Raw genomic sequence first — 18,268 nt, forward strand, 5'->3', positions numbered from 1 at the left:
GCGCTGGTGAAGGCGGTGGGCAGGGTGAGTTGATACCGATGTAGGGCGCAGGTTTGCCGCGCGCAACAGTGCCGCCGGTCAGGTTTGCGTCAGTAACCGTCGCAGTTCTCGGCGATCGCCGCTTGCGAGCTGGCGGTGATGCGATTGTCGGTCACCGCGAAGGTTTCCTGCATCAGCAGGTCGTTGTTGGGAAAATCATAGCAGGCGATCACGGTGGTGACGCCGCCTTCGCTTTTTTCGATCCGGTGCCGGATCTGCGCACCCGCGACGGCGCCCTGCCATTCGTCGATCGAGGCGATGAATTCCTGCTTGCTCTGCACGATACCGAGGTCGTCCAGCTTGATACGGACGTCGTCGGCGAGCAGGTCGGACAGTTCGGTGCGATCAGCCACCAGCAGGGCCGAATACCAGCGGCCGATGATGGCGGCATCGTCGGCACGGACAGGAATGATCGAAAACAGTAACGCTGCCGCGACGAAAGTGATCGAACGGCGATCTCCCATCATATGCTGCCTCCGTCTTCCTATCGGCTATCAGCTTACCCGAAGAGCCGGTTGTCACCTTTCGCTGGCGCGTTCCTTCGGTTCGGGATCATGGTCTACGCCGTCTCCGGCCGTTCGAAATCGCCGGTCTCCTTGTTCATCACCCAGAGTTCGCCGGTCGATATGTCGAACCAGGCGCCGTGCAGCGACAGCCGCCCCTTGCCTTCGAGGATCGAGACGCAAGGAAACGTCCTGAGATTGGCGATGGAATAGCGGATCGAAATACGCTCCAGCGCGGTCTGGCGCTCCGACGCCGTCATGAAGGTGCTGGAGGACACGGTTTCGGCCGCTGGGGCGATGAGGCTCATCCATTTGCCGATGAAGTCGCCGGGAGATAGCGGTGCGGAATTGGTGTCGAGCGCGGCGCGGATGCCGCCGCAGCGACCATGGCCCATGACGACGATGTTCTTGACCTTGAGGCTCTGCACGGCAAATTCGAGTGCGGCAGAGGTCGAATGGAACTCCCCGTCCGGCGCGTAGGGCGGCACCAGATTGCCGACATTGCGCAGCACGAAGAGTTCGCCGGGGCCGGCGTCGAAGATCGCTTCGGGGGCCGCGCGGGAGTCGCAACAGGCGACGATCATCGTTTCCGGTGCCTGGCCTTCGCGGGCAAGCTCGCGATAGCGTCCGCTCTCGGTCAGATAGCGGCCGCTCATGAAATTGCGGTAGCCGGCGAGAAGATGGTCGGGGAGATGGGGCATGGGCGGCGTCTGGCCCTTTCCGGGTTGGATGCGCAATCTGAAAGACGCTCTAGCGGCAAAAGCCTACCGCGAGCAATGCCGAATTGCTGGGGACTGCAATCGAGGTGCAGGCTTGACCGTGAAACTCACAACGCGGATGTGCAGTGTCAGTGCCGCAGGCGCTGCAGCGCCTCTTCAGCTTCCTCGTCCACTCCTTCCAACTTGTCCAGCCGGCTTGGATTGTCCACCAGTCTGCGCAAATCGCCTTCCAAAGCCTTCAAGATATCGACTGGCAAAATCCGAACCATTGTAGTGATACAGTGCCACTTCATGCTGGGATCGCTTCCTCGAAGAACGCGACGGATCGGCTCGATGATTGGCTCTCCTATCGTTGAGAGAAATGCGGCCAAAGGTCGGGCAACAGGCCAATTGCCATCCGCCGTCCACTCCATCAACTCACCGAGGATGGGGGCGATGGCAGGGTAACCGGCCTCTTTGATGGCCTCGACTGCATCGTGGTCGTGTTTGTTGCGGGGAATAAGGCTCTTTACGTCAATCGACATAAGATCGTCCCTCGGAATCCAGTTGGAGGATTTTTCTCGTACCAGACGAGATGCGTCGACGTCGCCTCACGCCCAGATGGCGACCGGAATGCCGAAACGGTCGGCGAGCGGCGGGTCTGGAAACGGCTTTGCCTCGCCCTTGGCGATCCGGCCGGCGATCAGCATCATCACGGCCGCGTCGAGAAAATCGTCGGCGGCGGCACCACGCGGCGGCATCTGGTCGAGAAAGGTTTTGTCATAGCCATGCCTAGAGAGCAGCGCCTTGCGCTCTTCCATGCCGGCCGGATTGACGGCGCCCTTGATCTTCTTCGGCAAGAGCATGGCCCGGTCGCCATTCAGCCGGCAGAAGGCGACTTCCGGATGCGATTCGAAGATGCGGCCGCGCAACTCGGGCTGGGCGACCAGCAGAGCGTCGATCTCGCGGATCTTGGCAAAAATGCCGAACGCCTGGATCGAAACGCCACGCGGCGGGTAGGATGTGGTCATGGCCACCTCGCTTGCCCGGCGACGCGCGGCATACCAGGCGTCAATGGTGGTGAAGTCGCCCGTATCGGCATAGAGCGCGGCGCGGGAAGGGATCGAAAAGACGCTGGACTGCCGTTGCCCGAGCAGTGGCCGCACCAGCGCTTCCGGTCCGCGCCCGCCTTTGCTCGAAAACTCGGGCAGACCGATCGGCATGTCGACAGCGACCACCGCGTCGGCTGGGAGTGATGCAAGCAGGGCTGTGAAGCTTGCAAAGACATCGACAGAGGGTGTGGAACCGGGGCTACGAGGTATCGAACCGGGTGCGCGGCGCACGGCGATCCAGCCGGCCTTGCAGCCGTCAACGCCGACAGTCACGACGGTCGTGGCCAGGGTCACGCCCGCCGGTCCCTCCCCGGATGCGTGAGGTGGCGAAGCTGCACCATCGCCATCGGGTTTGACAGGCTCTGCGCATCGGTTTCGAGCTGCAGTTCGTCGCCGCCGCGCTTGGCGGTGCGCGCCAGGATCTCGTAGACCGCCGCCGTGGTCGACTGCAGCGCCTTGATCGCCGGCTGGCCGGACAGGATGCGCGCCAGGTAGACGGCCGCCGTCAGGTCGCCGAGACCGTTCGGCGGCTTGTCGATGAGGCGGTGCTCGGCCAGCAGCACCTGGTTGCCGTCGAGCAGCAGGTTGCCCGTGCCACCGGTCATCAGCGACGGCGCCGAGGTGACCAGCATGGTCGATGGCCCGGCGTGAAGGGCGGCCGCGATTACCGATTTCAGGTCGGGCAAGGGTGCGCCGGCCATCCATTCCAGTTCGTACCGGTTGGGGGTGGCGATGTCGGCGATCGGCATCAGCCGATCACGCATGGCGGCAGCAGTCGGTTCCGGCACGTAGAGGCCACCCGAATCGCCCATCACCGGATCACAGATGTAGACGGCGTCAGGTGACTTTGCCTTCACGGCGGCGACCAGGGAGGCAACGGCCTCGGCCTGGCCGGCCTCGCCGAGATAGCCGGACAGCACGGCGCCGACTTCGCCCAGCCATGGCGCACGCTCGAGATCGGCCATCAGCGCCTTGAACTGGTCGAGCGGCGGCACGATCCGCGTCGCCCGCCCATGACCAGGATGCCAGGGCAGGATGATTGTCGGCACCGCCCACACCGGAAAGCCCAGAGTTTCCAGCGCGAAGACAGCCGCGCGGTTGCCGACCGAGCCGCGCGCGACATGGCTGGAAATGACGATGACCGCACGCGGCGCGTCGGTTTTTTCGGCGCTCATTGTTTCTTTGATTCCTAACTGCCCCGGATGACGTAAAGCACGAGCCAGACCATCAGGCCCAGCGTCAGCAGCAGGCCGAGTGTGCGGCCAATGCGCGTGCCCCAGACTTCGATCGGGTCGGCACGGTCGGCGTCGGCCGCGGTGACGTGGTCGCGCATGCCTTTGGTGCTGCGCGCCACAAACGAATTGCCGGCCGGATCCGTTTCGCGCGCGATGCGCTCGAGGATACGGCGCGATTCCCTCTCGCTGTCCTGGCGGTCCGCCATGATGATGTCCCGTTTCGTCAAGACCTTATCGCGTTCGCGCGGCCAATCACAGGGCCTTGCAACGGCACCGGGCGTGCCAGGCGAACGGCCGCCGGTCGGGCGGTTTTCTTGCCCGCTGATTGTGGTAATGCTTGGCATGCAACTTCTACCGAGGGACCTCATCATGTTTGCCCAGCGCCTTGCTCCACCATCCATGTTCCGCACGCTGCCCGCCTTCCTGATGATGGCGATCGTGCTGCCGCTGCTGGCTGGCTGCGGCTACAACACCATCCCGACGGCGGAGGAAAACGCCAAGGCGGCGTGGAGCGAGGTGCTGAACCAGTATCAGCGCCGCGCCGACCTCATCCCCAACCTGGTCGAGACGGTGAAGGGCTACGCCTCGCACGAGAAGGACACGCTCGATGCGGTGGTCGAGGCCCGCGCCAAGGCAACGCAGATAACGGTGACGCCGGAAACGCTGAAGGATCCCGAGGCCCTCAAGAAATTCCAGGATGCCCAGGCAGGGCTGACCAGCGCGCTGTCGCGGCTGATCGCGGTATCGGAGGCCTATCCCGACCTCAAGGCCAACCAGAATTTCCTGGCGCTGCAGGCACAACTCGAAGGCACCGAAAACCGCATCGCGGTGGCGCGCCGCGACTACATCCAGGCGGTCAAGGACTACAATCTGACGCTGAAGACCTTCCCCTCGGTGCTGTGGGCGACCTTCTGGTTCCGCAGCAACCAGCCCTTCGCCAACTTCACCATCGAGGATGACAAGCTGCAGACGCCGAAGGTCGATTTCGGCACCAAGCAGGGCGGATAACGCGCGCTTGGTGAATCTGGTCTCTGTCGACCTTGAGCTCCGTCCCACCCCCCTCTGGCCTGCCGGCCATCTCCCCCGCTAGGGGGGAGATCGGCAGCTTTGGTGCTTTCGCCAATCGTTTGCGTTGCGGAGAGTACGCTGCCTGTGATGACAGCCAATCTCCCCCCTTGCGGGGGAGATGGCCGGCAGGCCAGAGGGGGGTGGGAAGAAACGCCAACCTGGCGTTCCTAGCGCTATTTCTAAGCTTTCTCTTCCTTCCCCTCACCGCCTTCGCCGCCGACCTGCCAGCCCTGACCGGCCGCGTCGTCGACAATGCCGGCATCATCGATGCGGCGACCAAGGCGGCGTTGACGCAGAAGCTTGCCGACTTCGAGACAAAAGGCTCCGACCAGATCGTCGTCGCCACCATCAACAGTCTCGACGGCGAGGAGATCGAACCTTACGCCAACCGGCTGTTCCGCTTCTGGAAACTCGGCCAGGCGAAGGAAAACAACGGCGTCCTGCTGCTGGTGGCCAAGGACGACCACAAGATGCGCATCGAGGTCGGTTATGGTCTTGAAGGCACGCTGACCGACCTGCACACCAAGCTGATCATCGAAAATGACATGGTGCCGGCGTTCCGCGCCGGCGACTTCTCCGGCGGCATCAGCAAGGCCGTCGACGACATGGTTATGGTGCTGGAAGGCAATCCGGAGGAGCTGGTGGCGCGTGGCGAGCGCAACCAGCAGGCGCCATTCAATTCCGACGACCTGTTCTTCGCCGTCTTCATCAGCATCTGGGCGATCATCTTCTTCGGCAGCATCGCGGTCTCCGTCCTGCCGCCGATCTTCGGCCAGAAGCTTGGTCCCGGCCGCTACCGCTGGCTCGGCATGACCTTCGAGCCACACCGGCGGTCGTCTGGTGGCGGCTGGTCGTCGGGAAGCTCTGGCGGCGGTTGGTCTTCGGGCGGTGGCGGCGGCGGCTTTTCCGGCGGCGGCGGTTCGTCCGGCGGCGGCGGCTCCTCGGGAAGCTGGTGATGGCATGACAACACGCACCGTCAGCCTGTCGAGACCCTGCCGTTTCGCCGTGGCTGTCCTGATGGCTGCGACAGCGCTGCTCTTCGGGTTCACGGCCTTTGCCGCCCAGCTGCCGGCGCTGACGGACCGTGTCGTCGACAATGCCGGCATTATCGACCCCGCCACCAAGGCGGCGCTGACGCAGAAACTCGCCGATTTCGAGACAAAAGGCTCCGACCAGATCGTCGTCGCCACCACCAACAGTCTCGACGGCGAGGAGATCGAGCCCTACGCCAACCGGCTGTTCCGCTTCTGGAAGCTCGGCCAGGCCGGCGAGAACAATGGCGTGCTTTTGCTGGTCGCCAAGAACGACCACAAGATGCGCATCGAGGTCGGCTATGGGCTGGAAGGCACACTGACCGACCTGCACACCAAGCTGATCATCGAAAACGACATGGTGCCGGCTTTCCGCGCCGGCGACTTCTCCGGCGGCATCAGCAAGGCCGCCGACGACATGGTTATGGTGCTGGAAGGCAATCCGGAGGAGCTGGAGGCGCGCGGTCAGCGCAATCCCGCCCATAACAGCATGCCTATCGACCCCATCGTCTCGGTGTTCCTGATCCTGTGGGGCACAATGTTCTTCGGCGGGTTGGCGATGGCGTTCCTGCCGCCGATGTTCGGCACAAAGCTGTCGCCGGGCGTGTACAAATGGCTGGGCATGACGTTTCGTTACGGCCGCGGACCGAGCGGATCCTCGGGCAGCAGCTGGACAACGGGTTCGTCGTCGGGCAGCGGCTGGTCGTCGGGAAGTTCCGGTGGTGGTGGGTGGTCGTCCGGCTCGAGCGGCGGCGGCGGGTTTTCGGGTGGCGGTGGCTCATCCGGTGGTGGCGGTTCTTCAGGAAGCTGGTGAGACAAGATCATGGCGACACGACCGATCAGCCCGGAAGATCATGAGCGCATCGCCGCCGCGATCCGTGCCGCCGAAGCCCGGACCGATGGCGAGATCTATTGCGTCATGGCGCATGCCAGCGACGGCTATTTCTTCCCGGCCGCCTTCATGGCGACGGCAGGCATGCTGATCGTCAGCCTTGCCGTTGGTTATGGGCTGGAGGCCTGGTGGCTGTCGATCCGGCTGCCGCATTTCGTCATCGCCCAGCTGCTGGCGCTGGCCTGCGTGCTGGCCTTGTTGTGGGCGCTGCCCGGCCTGCGCATCCATCTGGTACCAAGGCGGATGCGTTATCAGGCGGCGCACGCCAATGCGATCAAGCAATTCCTCGCCCGCAACGTCCACCGCACCGCGGCGCGCACCGGCGTACTGGTGTTCGTCTCGATCGCCGAACGCTACGCCGAGGTGGTCGCCGATTCGGGCATCGATGCCAAAGTCGGCCAGCATGTCTGGGATGGCGTGGTGCGCGACTTGACCGCGCATGCCGGCGACGACCGGCTTGCCGATGGCTTCGTCAAGGCGATCGAAACGGTGGGCGCGGTGCTGGCCGAGCATTTCCCGGTCACATCAGGCGACACCAACGAACTCGACGACCATCTTGTCGAGATCTGAGAGCCTGCCTGCAAACGCTACTCAGCCTGACGCCTGGCGCGGTTTTCTGCGCTTCCGATGCTCACGGACCTGAAAGTCCGCGGCTTCGGTTCTCGAAAACCACGCCATCCATCTCGGCTGAGCGCGTTTTCAGACAGGCTCTCGCCGATGTCTCCGACGCGATGATCGTCTGTGAGAAAGTGGTCGGCGGGTCGCGCCGACTCTTGCAATCGGGCAATGCGGGTTTATGGTTAAGAAATCATGAATACGCTGACGATCGACATAAGGAAGGCCGAACCGAGCGACGCAGGCGCCATCGCCGAGGTGCACCTGCAGGCCTGGCGCGGCGCCTATTCCGGCATCATTCCACACCGCACGCTGACATCGATGATCAACCGCCGCGGCGCCGATTGGTGGGCGAATGCCATCCGCCGCGCCGCCACCGTGCTGGTCGTCGAAATCGGCGGCGAGATCGCCGGCTATGCCACGATCGGCAAGAACCGGGCCCGGGAACTCAGGCAGCAAGGCGAAATCTACGAACTGTACCTGCGCCCCGAATATCAGGGCATCGGGCTAGGCAGCCGTTTGTTCGCGGCAGCCAGGGCGCGTCTGGCCGATCACGGGCTGAAGGGCATGGTGGTGTGGGCGCTGGAAGACAACCAGAACGCGCTCACCTTCTACGCCGGCGCCGGCGGCCGTGACGTTGCCGAGGGTGTCGAAATCTTCGAGCAGAAGGCGCTGAAGAAGGTCGCTTTCGTCTGGGAATGACGCCCGGCCTTTCGGCTGCTTTGTCCACCTGGCCCTACCCAGCACCATTCGCCGCATTGCGCCGCCGCGCCGCGCCCGCTATCGATCTTTCATCGATAAGAGGGACAAAGCCATGCGCATTGAAGCCATAGCCAGCGGAAAGAATCCGCCTGAGGACGTCAACGTCATCATCGAGGTGCCGATCGGCGGCGAGCCGATCAAGTACGAGATGGACAAGGAGGCCGGCACGCTGTTCGTCGACCGCTTCCTGCACACCTCGATGCGCTACCCCGGCAATTACGGCTTCGTGCCGCACACGCTGTCGGGCGACGGCGATCCGATCGACGTGCTGGTCTGCAACACCCGTGCCTTGGTGCCGGGCTGCGTCATCAATGTCAGGCCGATCGGCGTGCTGATCATGGAAGACAATGCCGGCCAGGACGAAAAGATCATCGCCGTGCCGTCACCCAAGCTGACGCTTCGCTACGAGAACGTCACCGAATACACGCAGCTGCCCGACATCACGCGCCAGCAGGTGCAGCACTTCTTCGAGCACTACAAGGATCTCGAGCCGGGCAAATGGGTCAAGATCGAAGGCTGGCACGATTCCAAATACGCCAAGAAGATGATCCTCGAGGCAATCGCGCGGGCCAAGGCAAGCAAGTAGCTCAGCTTCGTCATCCCAGGGCGGAGCGGGAGCGAAGCGACGCGCAGACCCTGGGATCCATGCCGTGATACCTGTCGCTGACGCGGCGGAACAGAATTCTGCACCGCTGCGGCGTTGTGATTTCGCGGCATGGATCGGGTCTGCGCTGCGTCGCTACGCTCCTTGCTCCGCCCGTGGGTGACGACGTTACGGGCGCTGCGGCCAATCTCCGACGAGCTTAGTTGTCGACGCGGCCAAAAGCCGGCACGTTGCCGATGACGGTGTGCCGATCCTTGCCGCAAGCGAACGTCCGCGCTTTGTCGTCAGCCAGTTTGCGCGCCTGATCGTTGGCGACGGGATTGCCGGTGGCCAGCACCAGGCCGACCGTGCAGCCATCGCGGGCGTCCATCTGGCCGACCTTGGCGACGAGCAGCACCTCGGTCGGCTTGTTTTCGTCGTCCGGGTTGCTGATCGAGCGGCGGTGGATCGCGGCAAAGGGCACAGCCTTGTCGCCCGTGGTTTCGATGCGCCACTCGATCCTGGCGCCGGACGAATTGAAGCCGGAGAAACTCTCCCAGACCGATGTCATGTCGCTGCCGGGCGGAAAGCCATAAAACAGCGATTCGCGCGCGTCGTCATAGGCGATCAGAACGGGGTAGCCGCGATAGCCCGAACAGGCGAGATCGGCCCAGTCGCCGTCGCCTTCTTCGGCCTGCGCGTAGGTCACGCAGTCCTTCTTCCAGTCGAGATCGGTATAGGCGCTTGAGATGTCGCTGGCCTGCGCAGCCTGGCAGAAACCGGCCAAGACGAACGGGATCAGAAGAGCGCGCATGGCCGACAAACTCCGTTGCAAGCCATCGCAGCGTAGCGTCAAACACTATTTCTTCAAGCTCGCTTCAATCAGAAGATCGGCGTTGCGGGCGACCGATTGCGCCGGGCCGCCGAGCCCGAACAGCTGGCCGCTGATATAGGCGCCTTCGATCAGCAGCAGCAGGCCGTCGCCCAGCGTATCGGGATCCTGCGCACCCATTGCAACCGCCATGGCGCGCAGGCGGCGGCGCAATTCCTGCTTGTTGGCCTCGCTGACTACGCGGGCCGGATGGCTGTGTTCGGGGTACTCGACCGCGGCATTTGTCATGCCGCAGCCGCGATAGTCCGCCACCTGCGTGCGGTTGCCGATGCGGGTCAGGAAAGCCTTGATCTGCGCACGCGGATCGCCGGGATGGGCGGCGACCGCCTCATCGAAACGCTCCCAGTATTCCTGGTCGTACTGCCTGAGATAGGAGGCCGCCAGCTCATCCTTGGAGGGAAAGCTGCGATAGAGGCTGGGCTTGGTGACGCCGGCGCGCTTGACGATCTCGTCGACGCCGATCGCCCTGATGCCGCGCCGGTAGAACAACTCGTAGGCCACGTCGAGGATCTTCTTGGCAGCCTTCGGTGGCGCCGATGCATGACCGTCGCTGATGGTCAGTTCAATATTTTTGTCCGTTGGCATCATGGAACTCGATTGACAATGTTACCGATCGGTACGTATACATCCTCCTATCAGCAACGTACCGGTCAGTAACATGATAGCTCAATCCCGTCCGTTTGGCCAGCGCTACGCTTTCGTCGTGGTTGGCGTCATCTTCCTCTGCCTGCTGGTCGCGGCCGGCCTGCGCTCGGCGCCCGCCGTCATGATGCTGCCGCTGGAGAACAGTTTCGGCTGGCGCCGCGACGTCGTTTCGCTGGCCGCCGGTGTCGGCATCCTGCTCTACGGCCTGACCGGGCCGTTCGCCGCCGCCCTGATGGAGCGGATCGGGCTGCGCCGCACGTTGCTTGCCTCGCTGGTGGTGATGTCGGGCTCGACCGCGCTCAGCCTCTTGATGACCAAGCCCTGGCATCTGTTCATCACCTGGGGCGTGTTCTCGGGCATTGGTTCCGGCGCTGTCGCCAGCGTGCTCGGGGCCACCATCGTCAACCGCTGGTTCAAGACCAATCGCGGCCTTGTCATGGGGCTGATGTCGGCCTCCAGTGCCTCAGGCATGCTGGTGTTCCTGCCGCTGATCGCCTCGCTAGCACAGTCGGGCGGCTGGCAGCCGGTTGTCATCGCCGTTTCGATCGCCACCGCTGCTCTGGTGCCGCTGGTCTGGCTGCTGGTGCCGGAACGGCCGGCTTCGATCGGCATGGTGCGCTATGGTGCTGCGGCCGACGATGTGCCGCCGGTGTCACCGGCTTCGCAGGGCAATTTCCTCGCACACACGTTCTCGACGCTGCGCCGCGCCGCCGGCACGCGCGTCTTCTGGTATCTGTTCGCCACCTTCTTCGTCTGCGGTTTCACCACCAACGGGCTGGTCGGCACGCATCTGATCGCCTTCTGCGGCGACATGGGCATCGGCGAGGTGCAGGCCGCCGGCCTGCTGTCGATGATGGGCATTTTCGACCTGATCGGCACGACGCTGTCGGGCTGGCTCACCGACCGTTTCGACCCGCGCAAGCTGCTCGGCGTCTACTACGGGATCCGTGGCCTGTCGCTGATCTACCTGCCCTATTCCGGCTTCTCGGCGACCAGCCTGATCATCTTCGCGGTGCTTTACGGCCTAGACTGGATCGCCACTGTGCCGCCGACGCTGAGGCTCGCCAACGAGGCATTCGGCGACCGCAGCGGCCCGATCGTGTTCGGCTGGATCGTCGCCGGACATCAGATCGGCGCAGCTGCCGCCGCAGCCTTTGGGGGTACGATGCGCGAACTGCAGGGCAATTACGAGCTGGCCTTCATGATCGCCGGCATGACGGCAATCGCCGCCGCCTGTATCTCGCTGTTGATCAACACCAGCCGACCGGCCTTCGATCCGGAACCGCAAGCGGCGTAAGGGTGGCTGGGTGCGGCTCTCCCTTCCCTATGAGGAGAAGGGAGAACGTGCCCTGCCTGTTGGTTGTTATCAAACCTTCATGGTTTCGAGATGCGCCTGAAACATTAAGGCTGGACCTTGGTGGCACCGTTCAAGCCATCCAGGAGACAGCCATGAACAAGCTCTCGATGACCCGCCGTGCTTTCGTCACCTCGGCCAGCGCCGCTGGCCTGGTCGGCGTATCAGGCCTGGCAATGCCATACTATTCACGCGCCAGCCAGCGCCCGGCCTTCACCCATGGCGTGCAGTCAGGCGATGTCGACGCCATCAGCGGCATGGTGTGGACGCGCACGGATCGGCCGTCGCGCGTCATGTTCGAAGTGTCGTCGACCGAAAGTTTCACTGATGCCGTCCGCCTGGCGCCGCTCGATACCTCGCCGGCCAGCGACTATACGGTCAAGCGTCTGCTCACCGACCTCGCTTCCGACCAGGACATCTTCTATCGCATGACGGCCGCCGATCTCGCCGACATCAATGCGGTTTCCGAGCCGATCACCGGCCGCTTCCGCACCGCGCCCGCTTCCAGGCGCGACATCAAGTTCGCCTGGTCGGGCGACACCGCCGGCCAGGGCTGGGGTATCGACGAGACCGGCATGAAGACTTACGCCACGATCGGCAAGCACACCCCCGACTTCTTCCTGCATTCGGGCGACACCATCTATGCCGACGGCGCCATGAAGGACGAGGTTGACCTGCCCGGGGGCGGCAAGTGGAAGAACGTCGTGCTGATCGACGGCAAGCGCAAGGTCGCCGAGACGCTGGACGAATACCGGGACCAGTGGAAATACAACATGATGGACAAGAACGTGCTGGGCCTCAGCGCTATCTGCCCGACGTTCTACCAGTGGGACGACCACGAAGTGCTGAACAACTGGTCGGATTCGAAGGATCTCAGCGCCGACAACCGGTACACCGAGAAATCGATCCATGTGCTGGCGGCACGCGCGGCGCGTGCGTTCCATGAAATGACGACGATCCGCTACGAACCGTCCGAACCGGGCCGCGTCTATCGCAAGATTGCCTATGGGCCGCTGCTCGACGTGTTCTTCCTCGACATGCGTTCCTATCGCGGCCCCAACGGCCCGGACATGCAGGATGAGATGACGCCGCAATCGCGCATGCTCGGCGAACAACAGACGAAATGGCTGAAGCGCGAACTGGCAAATTCGAAGGCAACCTGGAAAATCATCGCCGCCGACATGCCGCTCGGCCTCGTCGTCTGGGACGATGCCGCCAAGAAGGCGGGTGCCGAAGCGGTCAGCAACGGCGACAACGGCCCGGCCAAGGGACGCGAGCTCGAGATTGCCGACCTGTTGCGCTTCATCAAGAACGCCGGCATCAGCAACACCGTCTGGCTGACCGCCGACGTGCACTACACCGCCGCGCACTACTACAATCCCGACAAGGCGCAGTTCCAGGATTTCAATCCGTTCTGGGAATTCGTCTCGGGCCCGATCCATGCCGGCACGTTCGGCCCGAACGCTTTCGACATGACTTTTGGTCCGGAGCTGAAATTCATCAAGGCGCCAACCGCCGAGCAAGGCCAGAACCTGCCGCCGTCAGCCGGCCTGCAATTCTTCGGGCTGGTCGATATCAATGGCGCCAGCGAGCAGATGACGGTGCGGCTGATGGATCGCGACGACAACGAACTCTACAAGGTCACGCTCGACCCGGTGCGGTCGGCGTAAGCCGACCTTCGTCATCTCTGGGATGACGACCGCTGCCGGCGGTCGTCAGTCGGGATAGCAGACCATCGGGATTTTCGGCCAGACGGCGGTGTCGCAGTTGGCGGCGTCCTGCCTTTGCTTGAAGGCGGCGCTGACCGGGCCGGTCACCATCGGGTCGACGCCGTCGGGCGCGTCGGCGAAGACCTGCTCGGCGGATGGCGCAACGGTTGGCAAGGCCGGCCGGGCTTCCTTCTGCGTCGCAGCCGACTGCGCGGCGTTGGCCGCCAGCAGGACGGCAAAGGCAATAGACGCGATGAGCGGCCAAAATCGGTTGAGTTTATCGGTCATGACGTTCGAACTGCCCGGGCCTCGAAAGGTTCCCGCCTTGGTTAACAAAATCATCTCACACGCAGATGCTTAAGATTTGATGAGTATTTGGTATCGCGCGTCCTCTTTCGCAACTGCGAAAAACCCTGTATGAGCCGCGCAACCGAAAGAGGCAGCGCCTTTTGGCCTGCTGCCTGCAACGCTTCCGAGACCAGAACATGAAAATCCGTAATATCGCGATCATCGCGCACGTCGACCATGGAAAAACCACCCTCGTCGACCAATTGCTCCGGCAATCCGGCTCCTTCCGCGACAATCAGCGCGTCGCCGAGCGCGCCATGGATTCCAACGACCTCGAAAAGGAACGCGGCATCACCATCCTGGCCAAGGCGACCTCGGTCGACTGGAAGGACACCCGCATCAACATCGTCGACACGCCCGGCCACGCCGATTTCGGCGGCGAAGTCGAGCGTATCCTGTCGATGGTGGATTCGGCCATCGTGCTGGTCGACGCCGCCGAGGGGCCGATGCCGCAGACCAAGTTCGTCGTCGGCAAGGCGCTCAAGGTCGGCCTGAAGCCGATCGTCGTCATCAACAAGATCGACCGTCCGGACGCCCGCCATGTCGAGGTGGTCAACGAGGTGTTCGACCTGTTCGCGGCGCTCGACGCCACCGACGAGCAGCTCGACTTCCCGATCCTCTACGGTTCAGGCCGCGATGGCTGGGTTTCGGAAAATCCGGAAGGCCCCAAGGACCAGGGCCTGGCGCCGCTGTTCGATCTCGTCATCAAGCATGTACCGGCGCCGACCGTTCATCCCGGCCCGTTCCGCATGATCGGCACCATCCTGGAAGCCAATCCGTTCCTTGGCCGCATCATCACCGGCCGCATCGAGAGCGGCACGCTGAAGTCCAACCAGCCGGTCAAGGTGCTGCACCATGACGGCACGCTGGTCGAAACCGGCCGTATTTCCAAGATCCTCGCCTTCCGCGGCCTCGAGCGCCAGCCGATCGAGGAAGCCCAGGCGGGTGATATCGTCGCCATCGCCGGCCTGTCGAAGGGCACCGTCGCCGACACGTTCTGCGACCCGTCGGTGACCGAGCCGCTGCATGCGCAGCCGATCGATCCGCCGACCGTGACCATGTCCTTCCTCGTCAACGACAGCCCGCTTGCCGGCACCGAAGGCGACAAAGTGACCAGCCGCGTCATCCGTGACCGCCTGCTGCGCGAGGCCGAAGGCAATGTCGCGCTGAAGATCGAGGAATCGCCGGACAAGGATTCGTTCTTCGTCTCCGGCCGCGGCGAATTGCAGCTGGCCGTGCTGATCGAGACGATGCGCCGCGAAGGCTTTGAAATCGCCGTGTCGCGGCCGCGCGTCGTCATGCAGAAGGGCGAGAACGGCGAATTGCTGGAGCCGGTCGAGGAAGTCGTCATCGACGTCGACGAGGAGCATGCAGGCATCGTCGTGCAGAAGATGTCGGAGCGCAAGGCCGAGATGGTCGAGTTGCGCCCTTCCGGCGGCAACCGCCAGCGCATCGTCTTCCACGCGCCGACGCGCGGCCTGATCGGCTACCAGTCGGAACTGCTGACCGACACGCGCGGCACCGCCGTCATGAACCGGCTGTTCCACGCCTACGAGCCCTACAAGGGCGAATTGCCGGGCCGCACCAACGGCGTGCTGATCTCCAACGAGCAGGGCGAGGCGGTGGCCTATGCCATGTGGAACCTGGAAGACCGCGGCCCGATGGTCATCGATCCTGGCGTCAAGGTCTATCAGGGCATGATCATCGGCATCCATAGCCGCGACAACGACCTCGAAGTGAACGTGCTGAAGGGCAAGAAGCTCACCAACATCCGCGCCGCCGGCAAGGACGAGGCGGTGAAGCTGACGCCGCCGATCCGCATGACGCTGGAACGCGCGCTGGCCTGGATCCAGGACGACGAGCTGGTCGAGGTGACGCCGAAGACCATCCGCCTGCGCAAGCTCTATCTCGACCCGAACGAGCGCAAACGCTTCGAGAAGTCGGCCAAGGCAGTCGGCGCGGCGTAATCTCACTTTCTTTTTCTCAGAGTTGAGGGGGCGGAGTACACCAGTCCTTCGCCCCTCTGGCCATTCACCCGCCGGCGGCCGAGATGATCTCCTTCAGGTCGGCTTGGCCGGCAAGGTCTATACGGATCGTGGTCCCTTCACGGGTCGGCTTGCGCAGGGCTTTGGCGCCGTCTGGGTCCACGACCAGCAGCCGTTTTTCTTCCAGCACCTGAATCCGCGATCGCGAGATGCCGAGTTCGTTGGCTAGCAAGCGGTCAAGCCGCAGCGATGTTGGCATTTCGAGCCGGAGCTGAAGTTCCAACCCGATTGCGGCCTCTTGAGGGGAGCCAAGCATTTGTTTGCGGACGACGACGTCGGAAAATTCTTCGACGCGTCCCACGCGGCTGCGCAGCGCGACGACATCGAAAGCATGGCGCCGAGCGCGTGACGAATCATTGCTCTCGAGCGCCGCGAGCCGGGCGGGTTCGATATCGCGGCGGTTGCAGCGCTCCAATATGCCGAAATTCCAGGAATTGTCGCAGTCGATGCAACGATAGATCAGCCAGACGTCGATGCGCTTGCCGTTGGCGTTGACGCGGAATTTTTCGCTGCAGCGATAGGCCTTCACGGTGCCGCAGCGATTGCAGTTGATGAGTGGTCGAGGTGCGGTCTTGGGCGCGATCGCCCAGCGGATACGCAGGAGTGCAGACATGCCGATAAGCCCTTCCCGTCGGGAAGTTCATCAGGCCGGCAATGTCGAGATGCCCCTGCGGGCACGGCATGGCGGTAGCTAACTATGATCGGAAATCGGGTGTCACGGCGGAAAGCCCGCGACAGCGGTTCAGCAGTGCCAAACCGGTCTCGAACCGCCGCCCAGAGGAACACATGAAATGAAAACAGGCACCGCGAATTGCGGCGCCATGCAGTGTGTCGGGGGAGTTGACGAGACCGGCGGTTACTGAGGCAAAGGGACGCTCGAAATTGTTTCGCGGCGGTTCTTCTAGCTGCGAGACGCTGGAGGTGCAAGGCACCTGATTGCCTTTGCCCGCGTTACAGCTGTCGGGTTAGTGTGGCGGATCGAACCTCTAAAGCAGGGATCCTGACCATGCACCTCACCTCGCTGCTGATCTTCGCCGCCGCCTTGTTTGTTGCCGCCGGCTCGCCGGGCCCGTCGATCGCGGCGCTCGTCGCGCGGGTCATCTCGAAAGGGTATCGCGACGTGTTCCCGTTCCTGCTCGCCATGTGGATCGGCGAGGGCATCTGGCTGTCGTTGGCGGTGTTCGGGCTGGCTGTCGTGGCGCAGAGTTTTCACTTCGCCTTCGTCGTGGTGAAATGGATCGGCGTCGCCTATCTCGGTTATCTTGCTTTCAAGATGTGGACCGCGCCGGTCGAGGCAAAGGCAGGCGAGATGCCGCGCGAGGATTCGCCCGCAAAACTGTTCTTCGCCGGCATGGCGGTGACACTTGGCAATCCCAAGATCATGATGTTCTACCTGGCGTTGCTGCCGACGATCATCGACCTCGCGTCGGTCAGCATCATCGGCTGGGTCGAATTGACGGCGATCATGGCGGTGGTCCTCATCGTCATCAATCTCGCCTGGGTGCTCGCCGCCTCGCAGGCGCGCAAGCTGTTGAAGAGCAAGCGCGCCATGAAGATCGCCAACCGCGTCAGTGCCACGACGATGGCCGGCGCCGCCGCGGCGATCGCGGCGCGGTGACAGGGCATGAACCTGAACCGAGGGACTGCGTCAGCGAATGCGGGAACGTTTTTTGCTTCGCCGACCCTCGGCAGGAGAGATCACGCTTAAGATGGCGCGTCACATCACTTCAATGATCGGCGCGATCTCGACGCTGAAAGCCGGGTCCATCAGGATAGGGCAGTCCTTGGCCTTGCCGACGGCATCGTCGATGTCTTTTGCTTCAACGATCGTATAGCCGGCGGTTGGATTGCTGCCGCCATTGTTCTCGACCTTGCCGCCGGGAAGCACCATCTTCGACATGCCGACCGGATTGCCGCCGTCGACCACGGCCGAGCCGAGCTTGCCGTACCAGTGCGTCCAGGCGTCCATTGCCGCCTGCCGTTCGGCCTCCTCGGTCGGCATCTTGCCCGAGCCGTGATAGACGTAGAGAAACTTCGCCATGTTCTCCTCCCTTGATCAGCGGCATCGAACCGGCATGCGGTCACGCCGCCTGGCAATCATCGGACCAAAGCGGCGAACATGCAACGAGAATGCGAAAGGGCTAATGTAAGGCGCGGTTGGCTCTAGCAGCTTACCTCGCCATGGCGTGGTATTCGTCGTTCGGCCGCATGTCGATTGCCGCCGCCACGCGGTTCGACATGTTAAAGAACGAAGCGGTCGAGGCGATGTCCCAGATGTCGCGATCGGTGAAGCCGGCCTTGCGCAGTGCGGCTCGATCAGCCTCGACGATCTTAGCCGGCTCTTCGGTCAGCTTGACGGCGAATTCGAGCATTGCGGTCTGCCTCGGCGCTAGCTCGGCGGCGCGGAAGTTCATCACCATCATCTCGCCGAGCGTCGGGTCGCCGGACAACTGGCGCACCGCCGCGCCATGCGCGGTCAGGCAATAGTAGCAATGGTTGATGGAGGAGACGGCGACCGCGATCATCTCGCGCTCCAGCTTCGACAGGCCGGATTCTCCCAGCATCAGGTCGTTGTACATGTCGGTGAAGGCCCGCAGCTTCTTGTCGTCGAAGGCATAGGCGCGCAGCACGTTGGGGACGAGCCCGAGCTTCTCCTCGCATTTGGCGAAATAGGCTTTTGTCGCCTCGCTCAGCTCTCCCGAAGCGAGGTCAAGCGCAGTGATTTTGCCGGTCATGG

Annotated in this window: 22 protein-coding genes; 10 read left to right on the forward strand and 12 right to left on the reverse strand. The window is 63.3% G+C overall.

Annotated elements, in window-relative coordinates; translation table 11 throughout:
* Positions 1-89: 89 nt before the first annotated feature.
* From AC0ZT5_RS17250 to AC0ZT5_RS17275, 6 genes are all read right to left on the reverse strand, one after another.
* Complete coding sequence (locus AC0ZT5_RS17250; RefSeq protein ID WP_488497461.1) at positions 90-503, reverse strand: nuclear transport factor 2 family protein; 414 nt, start codon at positions 501-503, stop codon at positions 90-92.
* Positions 504-598: 95 nt separating this feature from the next.
* Positions 599-1,243, reverse strand: a complete 645-nt coding sequence (locus tag AC0ZT5_RS17255) for a carbonic anhydrase (RefSeq protein ID WP_488497397.1) — start codon at positions 1,241-1,243, stop codon at positions 599-601.
* A 146-nt stretch (positions 1,244-1,389) separates the two neighbouring features.
* Positions 1,390-1,785: a DUF5071 domain-containing protein gene (locus AC0ZT5_RS17260; protein WP_477284643.1), complete on the reverse strand. Its 396-nt coding sequence runs from the start codon at positions 1,783-1,785 to the stop codon at positions 1,390-1,392.
* Positions 1,786-1,851: 66 nt separating this feature from the next.
* Positions 1,852-2,646 (reverse strand): DUF429 domain-containing protein, encoded by a 795-nt coding sequence (locus tag AC0ZT5_RS17265; RefSeq protein WP_477284645.1) that lies wholly within the window; start codon positions 2,644-2,646, stop codon positions 1,852-1,854.
* Positions 2,643-3,527: a pyridoxal kinase PdxY gene (gene pdxY / locus AC0ZT5_RS17270; protein WP_488497398.1), complete on the reverse strand. Its 885-nt coding sequence runs from the start codon at positions 3,525-3,527 to the stop codon at positions 2,643-2,645. Before pdxY ends, AC0ZT5_RS17265 begins: the two co-directional genes overlap by 4 nt.
* A 14-nt stretch (positions 3,528-3,541) precedes the next feature.
* The gene (locus tag AC0ZT5_RS17275; RefSeq protein ID WP_477284649.1) at positions 3,542-3,793 is read right to left on the reverse strand and encodes a hypothetical protein; all 252 of its coding nucleotides are present in this window, start codon (positions 3,791-3,793) and stop codon (positions 3,542-3,544) included.
* 163 nt (positions 3,794-3,956) lie between these two features.
* Between AC0ZT5_RS17275 and AC0ZT5_RS17280 the strand changes: the two genes are divergently transcribed.
* From AC0ZT5_RS17280 to ppa, 6 genes are all read left to right on the forward strand, one after another.
* Positions 3,957-4,595 carry a LemA family protein gene (locus AC0ZT5_RS17280; RefSeq protein WP_477284651.1) on the forward strand — a complete coding sequence of 213 codons (639 nt, stop codon included), beginning with the start codon at positions 3,957-3,959 and terminating at the stop codon, positions 4,593-4,595.
* A 200-nt stretch (positions 4,596-4,795) separates the two neighbouring features.
* Complete coding sequence (locus AC0ZT5_RS17285) at positions 4,796-5,611, forward strand: TPM domain-containing protein (RefSeq protein ID WP_488497399.1); 816 nt, start codon at positions 4,796-4,798, stop codon at positions 5,609-5,611.
* Between the two features lie 4 nt (positions 5,612-5,615).
* Entirely contained in the window at positions 5,616-6,500 is an 885-nt protein-coding gene (locus tag AC0ZT5_RS17290; RefSeq protein WP_488497400.1) for a TPM domain-containing protein, read from the forward strand.
* Positions 6,501-6,509: 9 nt separating this feature from the next.
* Positions 6,510-7,148 (forward strand): TPM domain-containing protein, encoded by a 639-nt coding sequence (locus tag AC0ZT5_RS17295; RefSeq protein ID WP_488497401.1) that lies wholly within the window; start codon positions 6,510-6,512, stop codon positions 7,146-7,148.
* A gap of 240 nt (positions 7,149-7,388) precedes the next feature.
* Positions 7,389-7,895, forward strand: coding sequence for a GNAT family N-acetyltransferase (locus AC0ZT5_RS17300; protein WP_488497402.1), 507 nt, complete (start codon positions 7,389-7,391; stop codon positions 7,893-7,895).
* A 112-nt stretch (positions 7,896-8,007) separates the two neighbouring features.
* Positions 8,008-8,541 carry an inorganic diphosphatase gene (ppa, locus tag AC0ZT5_RS17305; RefSeq protein WP_457150615.1) on the forward strand — a complete coding sequence of 178 codons (534 nt, stop codon included), beginning with the start codon at positions 8,008-8,010 and terminating at the stop codon, positions 8,539-8,541.
* A gap of 217 nt (positions 8,542-8,758) precedes the next feature.
* Here the strand turns inward: ppa and AC0ZT5_RS17310 are convergent, their stop codons facing one another.
* A complete protein-coding gene (locus tag AC0ZT5_RS17310) occupies positions 8,759-9,352 on the reverse strand; it encodes a hypothetical protein (protein ID WP_488497403.1) in 594 nt (197 codons plus the stop codon).
* A gap of 45 nt (positions 9,353-9,397) precedes the next feature.
* Positions 9,398-10,015, reverse strand: coding sequence for a TetR/AcrR family transcriptional regulator (locus AC0ZT5_RS17315; RefSeq protein ID WP_488497404.1), 618 nt, complete (start codon positions 10,013-10,015; stop codon positions 9,398-9,400).
* A 73-nt stretch (positions 10,016-10,088) separates the two neighbouring features.
* On the opposite strand from AC0ZT5_RS17315, the gene AC0ZT5_RS17320 reads away from it, so the two are divergent.
* Together AC0ZT5_RS17320 and AC0ZT5_RS17325 are read left to right on the forward strand one after the other, a co-directional pair.
* Positions 10,089-11,372, forward strand: coding sequence for an MFS transporter (locus AC0ZT5_RS17320; protein ID WP_457150612.1), 1,284 nt, complete (start codon positions 10,089-10,091; stop codon positions 11,370-11,372).
* 152 nt (positions 11,373-11,524) lie between these two features.
* Positions 11,525-13,099: an alkaline phosphatase D family protein gene (locus tag AC0ZT5_RS17325; protein ID WP_488497405.1), complete on the forward strand. Its 1,575-nt coding sequence runs from the start codon at positions 11,525-11,527 to the stop codon at positions 13,097-13,099.
* Positions 13,100-13,144: 45 nt separating this feature from the next.
* Here the strand turns inward: AC0ZT5_RS17325 and AC0ZT5_RS17330 are convergent, their stop codons facing one another.
* Complete coding sequence (locus AC0ZT5_RS17330; protein WP_488497406.1) at positions 13,145-13,426, reverse strand: hypothetical protein; 282 nt, start codon at positions 13,424-13,426, stop codon at positions 13,145-13,147.
* A gap of 197 nt (positions 13,427-13,623) precedes the next feature.
* On the opposite strand from AC0ZT5_RS17330, the gene typA reads away from it, so the two are divergent.
* Complete coding sequence (gene typA, locus AC0ZT5_RS17335) at positions 13,624-15,453, forward strand: translational GTPase TypA (protein WP_488497407.1); 1,830 nt, start codon at positions 13,624-13,626, stop codon at positions 15,451-15,453.
* Between the two features lie 64 nt (positions 15,454-15,517).
* Here typA and AC0ZT5_RS17340 read toward each other — a convergent pair whose 3' ends face one another.
* Positions 15,518-16,144: a DUF1062 domain-containing protein gene (locus AC0ZT5_RS17340; RefSeq protein WP_488497408.1), complete on the reverse strand. Its 627-nt coding sequence runs from the start codon at positions 16,142-16,144 to the stop codon at positions 15,518-15,520.
* A gap of 393 nt (positions 16,145-16,537) precedes the next feature.
* Here AC0ZT5_RS17340 and AC0ZT5_RS17345 point away from each other — a divergent pair, with 393 nt between their 5' ends.
* Positions 16,538-17,149 (forward strand): LysE family translocator, encoded by a 612-nt coding sequence (locus tag AC0ZT5_RS17345; RefSeq protein WP_488497409.1) that lies wholly within the window; start codon positions 16,538-16,540, stop codon positions 17,147-17,149.
* Positions 17,150-17,248: 99 nt separating this feature from the next.
* On the opposite strand, the gene AC0ZT5_RS17350 is transcribed toward AC0ZT5_RS17345, so the two are convergent.
* On the reverse strand, positions 17,249-17,572 hold the full coding sequence (locus AC0ZT5_RS17350; protein WP_095084148.1) for a YciI family protein: 324 nt from the start codon (positions 17,570-17,572) through the stop codon (positions 17,249-17,251).
* Between the two features lie 130 nt (positions 17,573-17,702).
* A complete protein-coding gene (locus AC0ZT5_RS17355; protein ID WP_488497410.1) occupies positions 17,703-18,266 on the reverse strand; it encodes a peroxidase-related enzyme in 564 nt (187 codons plus the stop codon).
* Positions 18,267-18,268: the final 2 nt, after the last annotated feature.

It is taken from the genome of Mesorhizobium sp. CNPSo 4670, assembly GCF_057784235.1.